Below are 14,378 nucleotides of genomic sequence, written 5' to 3'. Positions count from 1 at the left end.
CACACCGGTATCAACGAGGGAGTGCGAGCGATGGCCAATCTTACGCCGGAGGAAGCGCTCGAACGCGCCCGTGCGGCAGCTGACGCGGCCCGGCAGGCGGCTGAGGCGGCGCAGACCTATGCCGATTATGCCGCTGACATGGTGGGCAATGTGGCCCATGTGGCCACGGGCGGAGCGGTCGACCCGACGGTCTTCCGCCTGGCGATCTTCGTGCTCGCGGTCTTCGTGGGCTACTACGTGGTGTGGTCGGTCACCCCTGCGCTGCATACACCGCTGATGTCGGTCACCAACGCCATCTCGTCGGTGATCGTGGTGGGGGCTCTGCTCGCCGTCGGCGTTTCCGCGGCTCCTGACCTGGGCGCCGGGCCCTGGTGGGCGAAGGTCTTCGGCTTCATCGCCCTGATCCTCGCTTCCATCAATATCTTTGGTGGCTTCCTGGTGACCCAGCGCATGCTCGCCATGTACAAGAAGAAGGGCTGAGGGACATGGCCGCCAATCTGTCTGCGCTGCTTTATCTCGTCGCCGGCGTCCTCTTCATTCTGGCCTTGCGCGGCCTGTCATCGCCGGCAACATCTCGCCAGGGCAATCTTTACGGCATGATCGGCATGGGGATCGCGATCCTCACGACCATCGTGTTCCATCCGCCGGCGGATGTGCTGAGCTGGCTGATCATCATTCTGGGCATGGCCATCGGTGGCGGCATCGGCGCCGTCATTGCCAAGCGCGTGCCGATGACCGCGATGCCGCAGCTCGTCGCGGCTTTCCACTCGGGAGTCGGCCTCGCCGCGGTGTTCGTCGCCGCCGGTGCGCTCTATGCGCCGGAGGCTTTCGGCCTTGGTGCCGTCGGGACCATCCATGGTGGCAGCCTCGTCGAGATGTCGCTTGGCGTGGCGATCGGCGCGATTACATTCACAGGTTCGGTCATCGCCTTCCTGAAGCTTGACGGCCGTATGTCCGGCAAGCCGATCCTGCTGCCGCAGCGCCATTTGCTCAATATCGCGCTCGGCGTGCTCCTCGTTGTCCTGATTGCCGTGTTTGTCGCCACCGAGAGCCATGTGGTCTTCTGGCTGATCGCGCTGGTCTCGTTCGTGCTCGGCGTCACGCTGATCATCCCCATTGGCGGCGCTGACATGCCGGTCGTCGTGTCGATGCTCAACTCCTATTCGGGATGGGCGGCCGCCGGGATCGGCTTCACGCTCGGCAATCTGGCGCTGATCATCACCGGCGCCCTCGTCGGCTCTTCCGGCGCGATCCTGTCCTACATCATGTGTAAGGGCATGAACCGCTCTTTCATCTCGGTCATTCTGGGCGGCTTCGGTGGCGACAGCGCGGCGGCCGGCGGCGGCGCCGTGGAGACGCGACCTGTCAAGCAGGGTTCAGCCGATGACGCTGCCTTCCTGATGAAGAATGCCGCAAAGGTCATCATTGTGCCCGGCTATGGCATGGCCGTCGCCCAGGCCCAGCACGCGCTGCGCGAAATGGCCGACAAGCTCAAGGAAGAGGGTGTCGAGGTCAAATACGCGATTCATCCGGTCGCGGGTCGCATGCCCGGCCATATGAACGTGCTCCTGGCCGAGGCCAACGTGCCCTATGACGAGGTCTTCGAGCTGGAAGACATCAACTCGGAATTCGCGCAGGCCGACGTCGCCTTCGTCATCGGCGCGAATGACGTGACCAATCCAGCTGCCAAGACCGATCCGGCCTCCCCGATCTTCGGCATGCCGATCCTTGATGTCGAGAAGGCCAAGACGGTCCTCTTCATCAAGCGCGGCATGGGTTCCGGCTACGCGGGCGTGGAGAACGAGCTGTTCTTCAAGGACAACACCATGATGCTGTTTGGTGATGCCAAGAAGATGGTGGAGAATATCCTCAAGTCGCTGTGACTTGCCGCACGCTGTATCCATGATCGCGCCCGGTGCAATGTTACCGGCTTGGCATTGATGGGCCGATCATCGAGACAAAGGGAGATCGACCTGTCGGACGCTAAGCATCCACCGGTGCTGCCGCCTTCGCCGCCTCCCGGTCTTCCTCCTGCACCGCCGGAGGGCACTTTTCCCGGGTTGCCGCCGCGCCCGCCAGAAGCGCCACCCCGCGTCCGCCGCAATTGGCGACGCCTTCTCGTGCTGGTGGTAGGCGCGATCGCCTTTGCGTATCTTGCGGCGGTCGGCGCTCTCTACAGCCAGCAGCGGCATTATCTTTTTCCGCTTGATGCGACGCGGACAGATCCGGCGGTTGCGGGTATCTCCGGCCTGACAGAGACGACCATCCGCACCGAGGACGGCGAAACCCTGGTCGCCTGGGTTTTGCCACCACAGGAGGGCAAGCCTGTCCTTCTCTATTTCCATGGGCAGAGTGGCAATCTCGCGCGCCCGGGCCGGCTCGACCGCTACAAAGCGTTGAGCGAGGACGGCGAAGGACTATTCATCGTCAGCTACCGCGGCTATGGCGGCTCCACAGGCAGTCCCTCGGAGGAGGGGCTGCGATCCGATGCGCGCGCGGCCTACAAGGCCGCTGCTGAACGGTTCGGCGCGGAGCGCCTCGTCGCCTATGGCGAATCGCTCGGCACCGGGGTCGCCGTGGGCCTTGCGGCGGAAGTCCCTCTGAAGGGGGTTGTTCTGGAGGCCCCCTATACCTCGACAGCCGAGGTCGGCGCGGCGCGTTATCCTTGGGCGCCGGTCAACCTTCTCATGCGTGACCCGTTCCGGTCGGATGAGTTGATCGGCAAGGTGCGCGCGCCGCTCCTTATCCTTCACGGGCTCAAGGACCACATCATTCCCTACGCGCAGGGCGTCGCGCTCTTCAATCTTGCGCCAGGACCCAAGCGGCTGGTGTCGTTTCCAGGCGGCGGCCATGTGGATCTGCCGGATCATGGGTCCATCCCGCAGGTGACCATGTTTCTGCGGGATATTGATGGCTCGACGCCGCTGCCTCAGGCGCAAACGCGCGTGGTCAGAGAAATCGCCGACGTGCCCGAGGGCGCGCCTCAAAAAGAGAAGTAGCCCAAGGGAAAACGGGGGCGGCAGCATGCCGACGTCTTTCCGAGCGCTCCACCGCGATTTTGTTCGCACAAGGGCGGGGAACGGCCTCCCGTTTCCTGAAGCTGGAGCTGTGGGCGTACGAGCCGTGGCCGGTTGGGAAGGTAGGGGCGCTGCGTGCGCCTCACAATAAAAGAGCACCGGCTGGTGTGTCCGGTGCCCAAACTATGGAGGAGGGGGAGGCCTCCTCTGGTCGAGCCATCATCCCGTCAACGCCGAAGTTGCGGCGCTGGATGCAACGGCTCGGAAGCGACGCTGGAGCATCGAACCGAAGGTGCATTGCTGCGTCTCGGTTGAAGCCGATGTTCATTCAAAGAGACAGCGCGGCGTCTCCAATTCCTTCTGAGTGCCCGCCGCTCTAATGTACAGACTTCGACGCCATGCCATGCTGCAATTGCTCTAGCTCATCCTTGAGCTGGAGCTTCTTGCGTTTGAGCTCGGCCACCTTGAGAGTGCTGGCGGTCGACGGACTCGCGAGTGTCGATTGTATCTCCTCCTCGAGGGCCTGATGCCGCCTCTTGAGCTCCATGATATGGGCCTGCAAAGACATCGGACTATCTCCTCTCTCTAAGAGCATTGACGACAGCAGTGTGACACAACGGAAAGCGGCTGTGGAGCCTCGCGGCTTGCACATTGCGAAATCTTTGTGACGCTTCTCGGCTCGCAGCCCCTTGAATAGTCCGCTGATGCCCTATATAGGGACCTTCACTGAACGCTCCCTTCGTCTAGCGGTCTAGGACGTCGCCCTCTCACGGCGAAAACAGGGGTTCGAGTCCCCTAGGGAGCGCCAGTATTTCAAGGATTTAGCGGCCGGCGTTCAACGCGTGGTCCCATCCTGCTCCTCCCAGATCCAAAGCGCCCGTATCGCGTCCAACCGCTTCGCGGCGGTGCTCGTTTTTGGGATAGGCTCACGGAAATTTTTTTGCATCGGCTCGTAACCACGTCTGATAGCGGCCATCTCGCGTGAAGCCGGCGCCGCGTCTATCGTGACGATAAATTTCTTAAAGTTCAATGTGTTTCTAATTGTTTCAATGTATTAATATGAATATATTCTCGATTACGATATTTATGAGAAGCGTATTCGAGGAATAAGTTCCCCAATAGATTAATGAATGCTTCGTTGCTCGAATTATATTTTTGCGGTTATCTTACAATATAAGTCGTTCAGGCTCTTTCGTAAGCTCCATAGGGCTGTCCCCATCGCCAGGCTGGGGTGTCGCTATCGATTAGAGATCCGTCAGTTGGCGATGTCGTTCTTGACCTGGATCAAATTCTGCGCTGATATAATTCTATGTAAAGCACGTGTCTTCTATTAGAAGACGCACTGGACGTTGTATAGATCACCCATGGCGGTTCGTTCCCTCTCCACAGTGCTGAAGACACTCGCTGTGCTCGACGCAGCCGGCCGGTCCGATCGTCCCTTGCGGCTCGTCGATTTCTGTCGCGCCACAGGCGAGGCGCGCGGCGCGGTCTATCAGCGTCTGGTGACCTTGATCGAAGCGGGCTGGATCGAGGCGACGGAGGAGGGCACGTACCGGTTGTCGCTGCGGATCGTGCCCTATGCCAACCGGGCGCTCGACCAGGCAAGTCTGGGGACACGGCTCGCGGACGTTCTGCAGCAGATCGTCGTTGAGACCGGAGAAACAGCTTCGCTTGCCGTGCTCGAGGATGGCGAGGCCGTCATCGTTCAACGTGTTGAATCCAAAGGCATTCTGCGCTCCGACCTCCGCGTGGGAAAGCGCCTCGAACTGGCGCGAACCGCGCTCGGGCGGGCGCTTGCCGCCTATGCGCAGCCCGAAATGCTGGCGCATCTTGCCGAACTCGGCGTGGACCTCCCCCCCGATGAAGTGATGCGGGAGGTGCGGGAGCAGGGTTACTCCGTTTCGGTTCTTTCCGGGCCACGCACGGTCTCGGCTGTGGCAAGCCCGGTGTTCGACAGCCGCGGCCATTGCATCGGCGCCATTTCGGTGTCCGGCCCGACGGCTGGTTTCGACAAAGACAAATGCGCGCGTGCTGCCGTGGCGGCGGCCGAGCGCGCCAATTCACGCTTGATGGGAATGGCTGCCGAATGATGGCTCTAGACACACGCCCGGCTGATCCGGCGTTCGACATCGCAAGCTTGATGCGCAACCCTGCGCGGATCATGCGGCCAGAGAAGCTGGCAGCATTCCAGCCGTCACGGTTGAGCGCTTCCCGCGCGCTGATGAGCCAGGCCGTTCGGCAAAAATGGTCCATTCAGTGCCGTCGCTTCGATATCGATGCAACCGGCCGCGGGGTTGCCAACTACCGTATCGACATCGGAGGGTGGCGCTTTTCCTTCCCGGTCTATTCCTTCGCGCCCTCGAAGGAAGGGCGCACGGGCCGGATCATCGGCCGCGCCTGGGACATGATGGGCGCGCTTGTCGAAGGCGACATGTCCGTCGAGGATTTCGAGACCACCGGACGGGAGCTCCCCAAGCTCTATGAAGGCCGCGCCACGCCCGGCACGCTGATCTGGTGCCGCTCGAACCGCAGCGGCCGCTTCTTCAACACGGCGCAGCAGGCCCTGGCGCAGGGCCGCCAGCCGGATGTCGCGGCGCTCGCGCAGAGCTGTTATCTCATGCGCAACACGGGCCTCGACGGCAACGGCACCTTCGGCACCAAGACCTTCCTGACCTATGAGAAGGACCACCCGCTGCGGTGGTCGCTCTCCGCGCAGATGCTGTGTGCCTATATGATGCGGGTCTTCGCGCAGGATCTCGTGCATCATCTCGCGCGTCTCGCCAATCCGTCGGCTCCGGAGCTCGCACCGGAGCTTCGCCGCTTCCTCGGCGTTGGAAACGGCTCGGCGCTGGGGCTGATGCTGTTCGTCAACAACCACCCCCGGCTTATCGATCGCTGGATCGGCATTCGCGAGACGGCGTTGGCCCATGCCAAGAGCGTGGCGCTCTCGCCCGATGGCCGGGAACTTGCCCTGCTGCTCCGCCTCGTCGACAAGGCGATCGTTTTCCGCCAGGAGGACCGCGCGGAATATGAGGCTTTGACGGCGAGCGAAGTCATCGCCGAAGACCTTATCATGGTCCGCGACGCGCTGCGCCGCCTTCAGGCGCGCGCAGAGGCCGGCGAGGTTCTGCCGGCGCGACCCCTGAGCGACCTCTGCGAGAGCCTCGAAGGACGGATTGCTCCCGAAGCCCTGGAAACGCTCCATTCCATCCTCATTGAACTGGTGCCGGATGTTGCCAACAGCCTGGCCGCGACGCTCGTGCTGGACGAGGAGTTGACCGGGCGGCCGGAGATGCCTGTCCGCCGGCTGCTGGAGATCGTGCGCGAAGAATATGCCTGGGCCTTCGCGTTGGACCTGACCTCCGAGGCTTCGTCCCGCTACGTCTGGTACAAATCCGCGACAGCGGAAGAGCCGCGCCGTGGGCCGCGCAGCGAGGCGCAGGACGCGGTCAACCTCGGGCTCGACCTTGCGCGTTTCATCGTGCGGCTGGAAGCGGATCTCGCGCGGCAGGATCCGCAGCTCAGCACAGCGCGCTTCCTGATGGCCCACCCGCAGCACAGGGCCATCGTCACACGCGTCCAGGCGCTCGCCGGTTCGCTCTATCATTCGCCTTACGCCGATATCATGAGCGAGGATTTCGTTCCCGCCCATATCACGCGGCTGCTCAATGTCGGGCTGCACGGCATCGACAAGACACGCGACTTCCTCAACCGCAACCTGCGCGGCGTCCTCTACCACGGCGCGCCGTTGCCAGAGGATCTTCGTGCCGGCACGGCCGACGATCTCTGGTTCTATCCTTCGGAGCCCGTATTGTGAGTTCAGCGAACGCACCATCCACACCGATGCGCGCCAGCCTGCGGGAAAGCCGCATGGTCCTGGAACGCCTCATGCAGGTCGTCCGTATCGACGAAGGCCTTGTCCCCTCGCTGCGCGACTGCGCGCTGTATTCGGCGGCCCTCGGCCTCGGCGGCTTCCCCGCCGTATCAGCGCATCTGGAGCTGCTGCGCGGAGCAACTCCCACTGATGTCAGGCTGATCAGCGATGCCCCCTTGACGATCGACGGCGCTGGCCAGCATGCCTGGGCGGTTGCGGAGGCCGTCGTCGATCTTCTCGTGGCGCAGGCGCGTTCCGCGTCAGCCGTGCCTGAGACAGGAGAAGCCTGGGTCCTCAATGTGGCGGAGCCGGGCGAGCTTGGCGTGGTGGCGGCCATTGCCCGCAAGCACGGGTTTACGACCGAGCTCCACGACGGCGAAGGGGAGGCGGGCATTCGTATCGTGCTGCGGCCCGCATCCGCTGACGAGTTGGACCCGCTGCAGCGCATCCGGCTCGACGGATTGCCGGTTGCCCGGGATCTATGGTGGCGGCTCTTCCATCGCGCCAATGAGGCGCTTGCCGCCGATACGGTGGAGTCGCGGCGCCATGCGGGTCCCATCCGGGTCGAGGAGGATGGACGCATCATCGGCCGGCAGGATGATGACGAGACGGATTTCAGTCTGCTTGTCGGCCCCGCCGCTTCAGCCCACGCGCCTTCAGCAGCGCCCATCGCGAAACAAAGGGCCTGACCATGCTCATCGACGCATTGCAATGCGGTAATTTCGACCGTGAAGTCTTCGAGGAACTGAAGGCGGGTGGCTTTACCTGCGTCACCCCCACGCTCGGCTTCTGGGAAGGCACGCTCGAGTCCCTCGACGAGCTCGGCCGCTGGCGTGATCGGGAGCGTGAGTATCCCGAACTCATCAAGATCGTGCGCAAGGCCGAGGACATTCGGGCCGCGGAGCGCGAGGGCAAGGTGGGTGTCCTCCTTGGCTACCAGAACACCAATTTGCTCGAGGACCGCATCGCCTATGTCGAACTGTTCGCCGACCTTGGCGTGCGGGTGCTTCAGCTCACCTACAACAACCAGAATGAACTCGGTGGAAGCTGCTACGAGGAGCACGACAGTGGGCTCGCCCGTTTCGGCCGAGAGGTCGTGCGCGAGATGAACCGCACCGGCATTGTCATCGACTGCTCCCATGTGGGTGACAAGACGACGCTCGACGCGATCGAATACTCGCAAAAGCCGGTGGCCATCACCCATGCCAACGCCGACTCATTGTTTCCGCACAAGCGGAACAAGACGGATCCCGTCCTGAAAGCTTTGTCGCAGACGGGCGGCGTGATCGGTTGCGCGGCTTATCGCAACATCACGCCCGCCGATGCCTGCGCCACCGTGGACGCCTGGTGTGAGATGGTCGCCCGTACCGTCGAGATCGCCGGCATCGACCATGTCGGCCTTGGCACCGACTACAGCCACAAGACCGGCCCGAACCACCTGGATTGGATGCGCAAGGGCCGCTGGACCCGTGGCGTGCAGTACGGCGCGGGCTCGGCCGCGGTTCCGGGGAAGGTTGCGAAGCCGGATTGGCTCGTCAACATCGGCTCGTTGAACAGTGTCGAGGGCGGTTTGCGCCGCGTCGGCTTCGACGAGGAAGGCATCGCGAAGATCATGGGTGGCAACTGGCTGCGCCTCTATGAAGAAGTGTTTGGCTAAGAGTCCGAAGGTTTTCGGAACAGACGGGGAGAGAACAATGACAAAATCAGATATCCGCGGTGTCTGCTCTCCTGAGCAGGCCGTATCTGCGAGGGCGGGCAAGGTTTCGCGCCGCTCGTTCTTGGCAACGGCTGCCGCAGGGGCGGCGTTGTCCATGCCGACGGTGCGTCGCGCGGTTGCCGAAGAAAAGGTGCTCTATGTGAATACATGGGGCGGCGCCTGGGAAGAATCTGCGAAAGACGCTCTGTTTACGCCGTTCACGCGCGATACCGGCATCGAGATCCGCACCGTCGCGCCGGTGTCGTTCGCCAAGCTCGCGGCGCAGGTGCGCACTGGCGTCTACGAGTTCGACGTCACGACGCTGGGGGTCGCCGAGCTCGGGCGCGCCAACCAGGCCAAGCTGATCGCCGCGCCGGAAAAATCAATCCTCGATCCAGCGAAGCTTTGGCCGGGCGCGGTGGTGCTCGACGGTGTGGCCTCCCACGCCTTCGGTAATGTCATGGCCTACCGCAATGAAAAGTTTCCCGCGCCTGGCCTGCAAAGCTGGGCGGATTTCTGGGACACTCAGAAGTTCCCGGGGTCGCGCTGCCTGCAGCGGTATGCGGGCCGCGTCATCCCCATCGCGCTTCTGGCCGATGGCGTTGCGCCCGACAAGCTCTTCCCGCTGGATCTCGACCGGGCCTTCAAGTCGCTCGACAAGATCAAGCCCCATATTCGCGTGTGGTGGTCCCAAGGGCCGCAATCCCAGCAGTTGTTGCGCGACGGCGAGGTCGACGCCATCGGCATGTGGAACACGCAGGTGCAGCGCCTTGTCGAGGCGAAGGCCCCGATCACGGTGAGCTGGAACCAGGCCGTGGTCGACGTGGCCTATTGGGCGGTCGCCCGGGGCACGCCGCGTTCCGAGAACGCCTGGCGCTTCGTGAACTACGCCGTGCAGCCGGAGCCGCTTGCGAAGTTCTCCGTGAAGAATGACTATGGTCCGATGAATCCGGAGGCTTTCAAGTTTATTCCGGAAGATAAGGCCAAGCAGCTGCCGACGTGGCCCGAAAACTTCAAGAACTCGATCGTTCTCGATCCCGCGAAAATGCTGCCGCAGATCGATGAATTCTCGAAGCGTTTCGACCAGTGGATCGCCAGCTGAGGGCTTCTGAACTCGGCTCACGAACTTGGACTTGTCCCGGCCGTCCTGAAGGGCGGCCGGGACATTGGAATTCGCGGCACGTGCCGCGGCGCGGCAGGCGTTGCCTGCCCGGCATACGCGATGCTTGAGGAATAGGTTTATGGGGTCGAGCGTCTCGCGCTTGTTGAGAGGACCGGCGGTGCTTTATTTGCCAGCCGCGCTCTTTCTGCTTGTCTTCTTTCTCGTGCCGCTTTTCAACGTGGCCTGGATGAGCTTCACCGAGCCGGATACCGGGTTCGGCAACTATACCGCGTTCTTTGCATCGTCCTTCGACGTGGGCGTCCTTTTGAATACGTTCAAGACGGCGGCGATCGTCACGCTCACGTCCCTCATCTTCGCCTATCCGGTGGCCTATGTGGCCGCGCGCTATGGTGGAGCGCTCGGTTCCATCCTGCTCCTCGTCGTCACCCTCAGCTTCTGGACGAGCTTCCTGGTCCGAACCTATGCGTGGATGGTGATCCTCGGCGTCAAGGGCCCCGTCACGGCTGCGCTCATCATGCTCGGCTGGTCGCCGCCGCCGCAGATCCTGTTCACGACCTTTGCCTCGACCTTCGCCATGACGCATCTCCTCATGCCCTTCATGATCCTCACCCTCTATGCAGTCATGCGGCGCATCGACGGCACCTACATGCGTGCCGCCGCGGGTCTGGGCGCCAAGCCACTCAAGGCCTTCACGTCGATCTATCTACCGCTCAGCCTGCCGGGCATCGCCAACGGCTCGGTGCTGGTTTTCATCACCTGTCTCGGCTTCTACGTGACGCCGGTCCTGCTTGGCAGCCCGCGCGACAAGATGATCGCCGGACGTATCGGTGACGAGATCGAGCAGATGCTGAATTTCGGCGGCGCCTCGGCGATGGCGATCGTTCTTCTTGTCGCGACGCTCGGTCTGTTCGCGCTCTACAGTCGCTTCTTCGGCCTCGACAAGCTCTGGAGATAGCGATGTACTCGGAAAAGACCCTCCCGGTGAAGCTGCTCGCGGTGCTGATCGCGCTGTTCATTGCAGCACCGATGTTCGTGGTCATCCCCATGTCCTTCTCGACCGCGCCCTCGCTCGAGTTTCCGCCGCCGGGATATTGGCTCGGTTATTACCAGCGCTTCTTCACGGACCGGAACTGGACGCTTCCGCTCTTCAATTCCATCGTCATTGGGCTCGGCACCACCGTGCTAACGCTGGTGCTCGCGGCGCCGGCCGCCTTCGCGCTCGTGCGGCATGATTTCCGCGGCAAGGCGTTGCTCAATCTTGCCCTGATGATGCCGCTCGTCGTGCCGCATATCGTCATGGCGCTCGCCTATTACAGCTATTTCGGCATGCTGCGTCTGGTGCAGAGCTATACCGGCCTCATCCTCGCCCATACCTGCCTGTCGATGCCGGTGGCAATCCTCATTCTGACGGCGGCGCTGAAGACCTTCGATCGCAACCTGGAGCGGGCTGCCGCCAATCTCGGCTCACGCCCACTCACCACCTTCCGGCTCATCACCTTGCCGGTGCTGAAGCCTGCCTTCCTGGTCGCCGGCCTCTTCGTCTTCATCCACTCCTTCGATGAGACGGTGATCGCGCTGTTTATCTCCGGGCGCGATACCACGACGCTGCCTCGGCAGATGTTCAACTCGTTCCTCATGCAGGCTGATCCGGTGCTGTCGGCAGCTTCCTCCGTTCTTTTCACCGCCGTGCTCATTGCGGTTGCCGTGCCGGCCGTCGTGCGCGCAGTGCGCGGCAAGCGCGCGGTCTCGCCACGATCGTAGTCCTTTCGCCATTCGTCGTTGTTTCATTCCTCCGAGAAGCATTCATGCAGCCGCGTTCCCTGATCCTGACAGATCTCGTCAAGTCCTATGATCGGCGCACCAATGCCGTCGATCATATCGATCTCCGGATCGAGGCGGGCGAATTCGTTTCATTTCTGGGCCCATCCGGTTCCGGGAAGACCACCACCTTGATGATGATTGCCGGCTTTGAGCAGCCGACCTCGGGCGAGATCAAGCTCGACGGCCGCGCCATCGAGCAGGTGCCGCCCTATGACCGTAACATCGGCATGGTCTTCCAAAACTATGCGCTGTTTCCGCACATGACGGTGCGTGGCAATGTCGGCTATCCCCTGCGCATCCGCCAGGTGGCGAAGGACGAGATGCGCCAGCGCGTCGACAAGGCGCTCACGATGGTGGGGTTGAGCACCTTCGGGGACCGCTATCCCGCCGAGCTTTCAGGCGGCCAGCAGCAGCGCGTGGCGCTGGCGCGCGCCCTCGTCTTCGAGCCGGGCCTCATCCTGCTCGATGAGCCGCTGGGCGCGCTCGACAAGAACCTGCGCGAGCATATGCAGGTGGAGCTGAAGCGCATCCACAAGGAGCTCGGCGTCACCATGATCTATGTGACGCATGACCAGACCGAGGCGATGACGATGTCGGATCGTATCGCGGTGTTCAATGCAGGGCGCATCGAGCATCTCGGCACGCCGACGGAGGTCTATTTCAAGCCGCGCACGCGCTTCGTCGCCTCCTTCGTGGGCGACAGCAATCTCCTTGAGGGCACCGCAGGCCAGGGTGGCGTCGTCGAGATCCCCGGTTTCGGCCCGGTCGCCACGGCGGCGACGGAGCTGCCGGCCGGCTCGCCGGCTCTGCTGCTCATGCGGCCGGAGATCTTCGAGGTGGTGGCGGACGGGGAGGGGGCTTCCGTGACCGCCAACCGCCTTCAAGTCGTTGATGTCGTGAACTACGGCGACAGCCTTCTTCTGATCGGCAAGGCGGGCGAGCAGTCCCTGCGCGTGCGGGTGCCGAGCCGGGTTGCCGCGGGCTACGAAGCTGGCGGGCAATACGGCATTCGCTGGAATCCGGCCAATGTGCAGGTGGTGGGCAGCTAGAGCATTTTCGCGCGAAGTGGACACCGGTTCGCGTGAAGAAAATGCGTGAAAAGAAAGGCTTGGAGCAGGTGGTGAACAGGAGTTCACCGCACATGCTCCATCCACCCGGGCAGACGACAAGCCCTGCGGATCCTGATATTCACGGCGGATACCTGTTTCGGGAGACCGCCCCATGACCGCCTATTCCGAGCTCTCCGCGCATTTCGGCCGTGTCGCGGCGCTGGCCAATGCGGTCGGCATCCTGCAATGGGACAACGACACCATGATGCCGCGGGGCGCGGCGGCCACGCGTGCCGAGAGCATGGCGCTGCTGCATGTCTTGCGCCATGGCATGATGACCGACCCGCGCATCGGCGACTGGCTGGAGGCGGCGGCGGCCGACACAAGCCTCGGCGCCTGGGAGAAGGCCAACCTGCGCGAGATACGCCGGGTCTGGACGGTCGAGACCGCGGTGCCGTCGGATCTCGTCGAAGCGTCTAGCAAGGCGATCTCGGCCTGCGAGATGACCTGGCGGCAGGCGCGCGCGGAATCCGACTTCAAGGCGCTGCTGCCGACACTGTCCGAGGTCCTCAACCTGCAGCGCGCTATCGGCGAGGCGAAGGGCGAGACGCTCGGCCTCTCCGCCTATGACGCCCTGCTGAACGACTACGAGCCCGGCGGGCACTCCACGGCCATCGATGCGTTGTTCGATGATCTGGCTGACTTCCTGCCGGGGCTCACTGCCGAGGTGCTGGAGGTCCAGGCGCGCCGGCCGGCCGATCCGCCGCTGGCGGGGCCGTTCCCGGTAGCAGCCCAGCGCGCACTCGGCATGCAGATGATGGAAGTGCTCGGCTATGATTTCGAGCGTGGGCGGCTCGACGTCTCGACCCACCCGTTCTGCGGGGGAGCGGACAATGACGTGCGCATCACGACGCGCTATGACGAGGACGATTTCACCAGCGCCCTGATGGGGGTAATCCACGAGACGGGCCATGCCCTCTATGAGCAGGGGCGCCCTCAGGCGCAGCTTGGCCAGCCCGTCAGCGTCGCGCGCGGTATGAGCATTCACGAGAGCCAATCCCTGCTCATGGAGATGCAAGCCTGCCGCAGCCGCGAGTTCCTCCGCTTCGCCGCGCCGGTCATGCGCAAGGCGATGGGGGGCAGCGGCCCGGCCTGGGAGGCCGATGCCCTGTGGCGTCGCTATACGCATGTGGAGCGCGGCTTCATTCGTGTCGACGCGGACGAGATCACCTATCCAGCCCATGTCATCCTGCGCTACCGCCTGGAAAAGGCTCTGATCGCTGACGCAATGCCGCTCGCGGAGCTGCCGCTCGCCTGGAACGCGGGCATGCACGACCTCCTTGGCGTGACGCCGCCGAACGACCGGCTCGGCTGTCTCCAGGACGTGCACTGGCCGAGCGGTGGCTGGGGCTATTTTCCGACTTATACGCTCGGCGCCATGACCGCCGCCCAGCTTTTTGATGCCGCCCGCCAGGCTAATCCTGATGTTTTGCCGGCTATCGGCCGCGGCGACTTCGTGCCCCTCGTCAATTGGCTACGCTCGAACATTCACATCTACGGATCGTTTTATGAGACCAACGATCTGTTGACCCATGCGACCGGCCGGCCGCTCGACGCCAGTGTGTTCAAGGCGCATCTGCGCCGGCGCTATATCGAGGAAGTATAGGCGGGGGTTGCGTTGCCCTCACCCTGCCGCTCTCACACGCGGGAGAGGGACGCCAATGATCCGCCTCCGGGCGATGGCAATGGTGTTGGGGAAAGGTGAGGGGAGGGTATCGGGACGCCTCTGTGCAGTATC

At 63.2% G+C, this 14,378-nt stretch carries 13 protein-coding genes and 1 tRNA gene; 13 read left to right on the top strand and 1 reads right to left on the bottom strand.

What is annotated here, in order from left to right; all coding sequences use genetic code 11:
- The first annotated feature begins 30 nt into the window (after positions 1–30).
- The 3 genes from KIO76_RS05270 to KIO76_RS05260 all read left to right on the top strand — a co-directional run bounded on the left by KIO76_RS05270 (position 31) and on the right by KIO76_RS05260 (position 2,999).
- Positions 31–480 carry a proton-translocating transhydrogenase family protein gene (locus KIO76_RS05270; protein WP_213321798.1) on the top strand — a complete coding sequence of 150 codons (450 nt, stop codon included), beginning with the start codon at positions 31–33 and terminating at the stop codon, positions 478–480.
- A 5-nt stretch (positions 481–485) separates the two neighbouring features.
- Positions 486–1,883: an NAD(P)(+) transhydrogenase (Re/Si-specific) subunit beta gene (locus KIO76_RS05265; protein WP_213321797.1), complete on the top strand. Its 1,398-nt coding sequence runs from the start codon at positions 486–488 to the stop codon at positions 1,881–1,883.
- A 237-nt stretch (positions 1,884–2,120) separates the two neighbouring features.
- Positions 2,121–2,999 carry an alpha/beta hydrolase gene (locus KIO76_RS05260; protein ID WP_213321796.1) on the top strand — a complete coding sequence of 293 codons (879 nt, stop codon included), beginning with the start codon at positions 2,121–2,123 and terminating at the stop codon, positions 2,997–2,999.
- A gap of 394 nt (positions 3,000–3,393) precedes the next feature.
- On the opposite strand, the gene KIO76_RS05255 is transcribed toward KIO76_RS05260, so the two are convergent.
- The gene (locus KIO76_RS05255; RefSeq protein WP_213321795.1) at positions 3,394–3,585 is read right to left on the bottom strand and encodes a YdcH family protein; all 192 of its coding nucleotides are present in this window, start codon (positions 3,583–3,585) and stop codon (positions 3,394–3,396) included.
- Positions 3,586–3,749: 164 nt separating this feature from the next.
- Between KIO76_RS05255 and KIO76_RS05250 the strand changes: the two genes are divergently transcribed.
- The 10 genes from KIO76_RS05250 (at position 3,750) to KIO76_RS05205 (ending at position 14,246) form a co-directional block, all read left to right on the top strand.
- A tRNA-Glu gene (locus KIO76_RS05250) sits at positions 3,750–3,825 on the top strand.
- A 556-nt stretch (positions 3,826–4,381) separates the two neighbouring features.
- A complete protein-coding gene (locus KIO76_RS05245) occupies positions 4,382–5,107 on the top strand; it encodes an IclR family transcriptional regulator (protein WP_213321794.1) in 726 nt (241 codons plus the stop codon).
- Positions 5,104–6,834, top strand: a complete 1,731-nt coding sequence (locus tag KIO76_RS05240; RefSeq protein ID WP_213321793.1) for a hypothetical protein — start codon at positions 5,104–5,106, stop codon at positions 6,832–6,834. The genes KIO76_RS05245 and KIO76_RS05240 overlap by 4 nt, the downstream gene beginning before the upstream one ends.
- Positions 6,831–7,580 carry a hypothetical protein gene (locus KIO76_RS05235; RefSeq protein WP_213321792.1) on the top strand — a complete coding sequence of 250 codons (750 nt, stop codon included), beginning with the start codon at positions 6,831–6,833 and terminating at the stop codon, positions 7,578–7,580. The genes KIO76_RS05240 and KIO76_RS05235 overlap by 4 nt, the downstream gene beginning before the upstream one ends.
- Before the next feature lie 2 nt (positions 7,581–7,582).
- On the top strand, positions 7,583–8,548 hold the full coding sequence (locus KIO76_RS05230) for a membrane dipeptidase (RefSeq protein WP_213321791.1): 966 nt from the start codon (positions 7,583–7,585) through the stop codon (positions 8,546–8,548).
- A 37-nt stretch (positions 8,549–8,585) separates the two neighbouring features.
- Complete coding sequence (locus KIO76_RS05225; RefSeq protein ID WP_213321790.1) at positions 8,586–9,689, top strand: ABC transporter substrate-binding protein; 1,104 nt, start codon at positions 8,586–8,588, stop codon at positions 9,687–9,689.
- Positions 9,690–9,828: 139 nt separating this feature from the next.
- Positions 9,829–10,665, top strand: coding sequence for an ABC transporter permease (locus KIO76_RS05220; protein WP_213321789.1), 837 nt, complete (start codon positions 9,829–9,831; stop codon positions 10,663–10,665).
- A 2-nt stretch (positions 10,666–10,667) separates the two neighbouring features.
- A complete protein-coding gene (locus KIO76_RS05215; protein ID WP_213321788.1) occupies positions 10,668–11,471 on the top strand; it encodes an ABC transporter permease in 804 nt (267 codons plus the stop codon).
- Between the two features lie 44 nt (positions 11,472–11,515).
- On the top strand, positions 11,516–12,580 hold the full coding sequence (locus tag KIO76_RS05210) for an ABC transporter ATP-binding protein (RefSeq protein ID WP_213321787.1): 1,065 nt from the start codon (positions 11,516–11,518) through the stop codon (positions 12,578–12,580).
- 172 nt (positions 12,581–12,752) lie between these two features.
- On the top strand, positions 12,753–14,246 hold the full coding sequence (locus KIO76_RS05205; RefSeq protein WP_213321786.1) for a carboxypeptidase M32: 1,494 nt from the start codon (positions 12,753–12,755) through the stop codon (positions 14,244–14,246).
- The last annotated feature ends 132 nt before the right edge of the window (positions 14,247–14,378 follow it).

Origin of the sequence: Chelatococcus sp. YT9 (genome assembly GCF_018398315.1) — a bacterium.
Taxonomy (GTDB): Bacteria; Pseudomonadota; Alphaproteobacteria; order Rhizobiales; family Beijerinckiaceae; genus Chelatococcus.
This window is presented reverse-complemented; position numbering and strand designations above follow the sequence as displayed.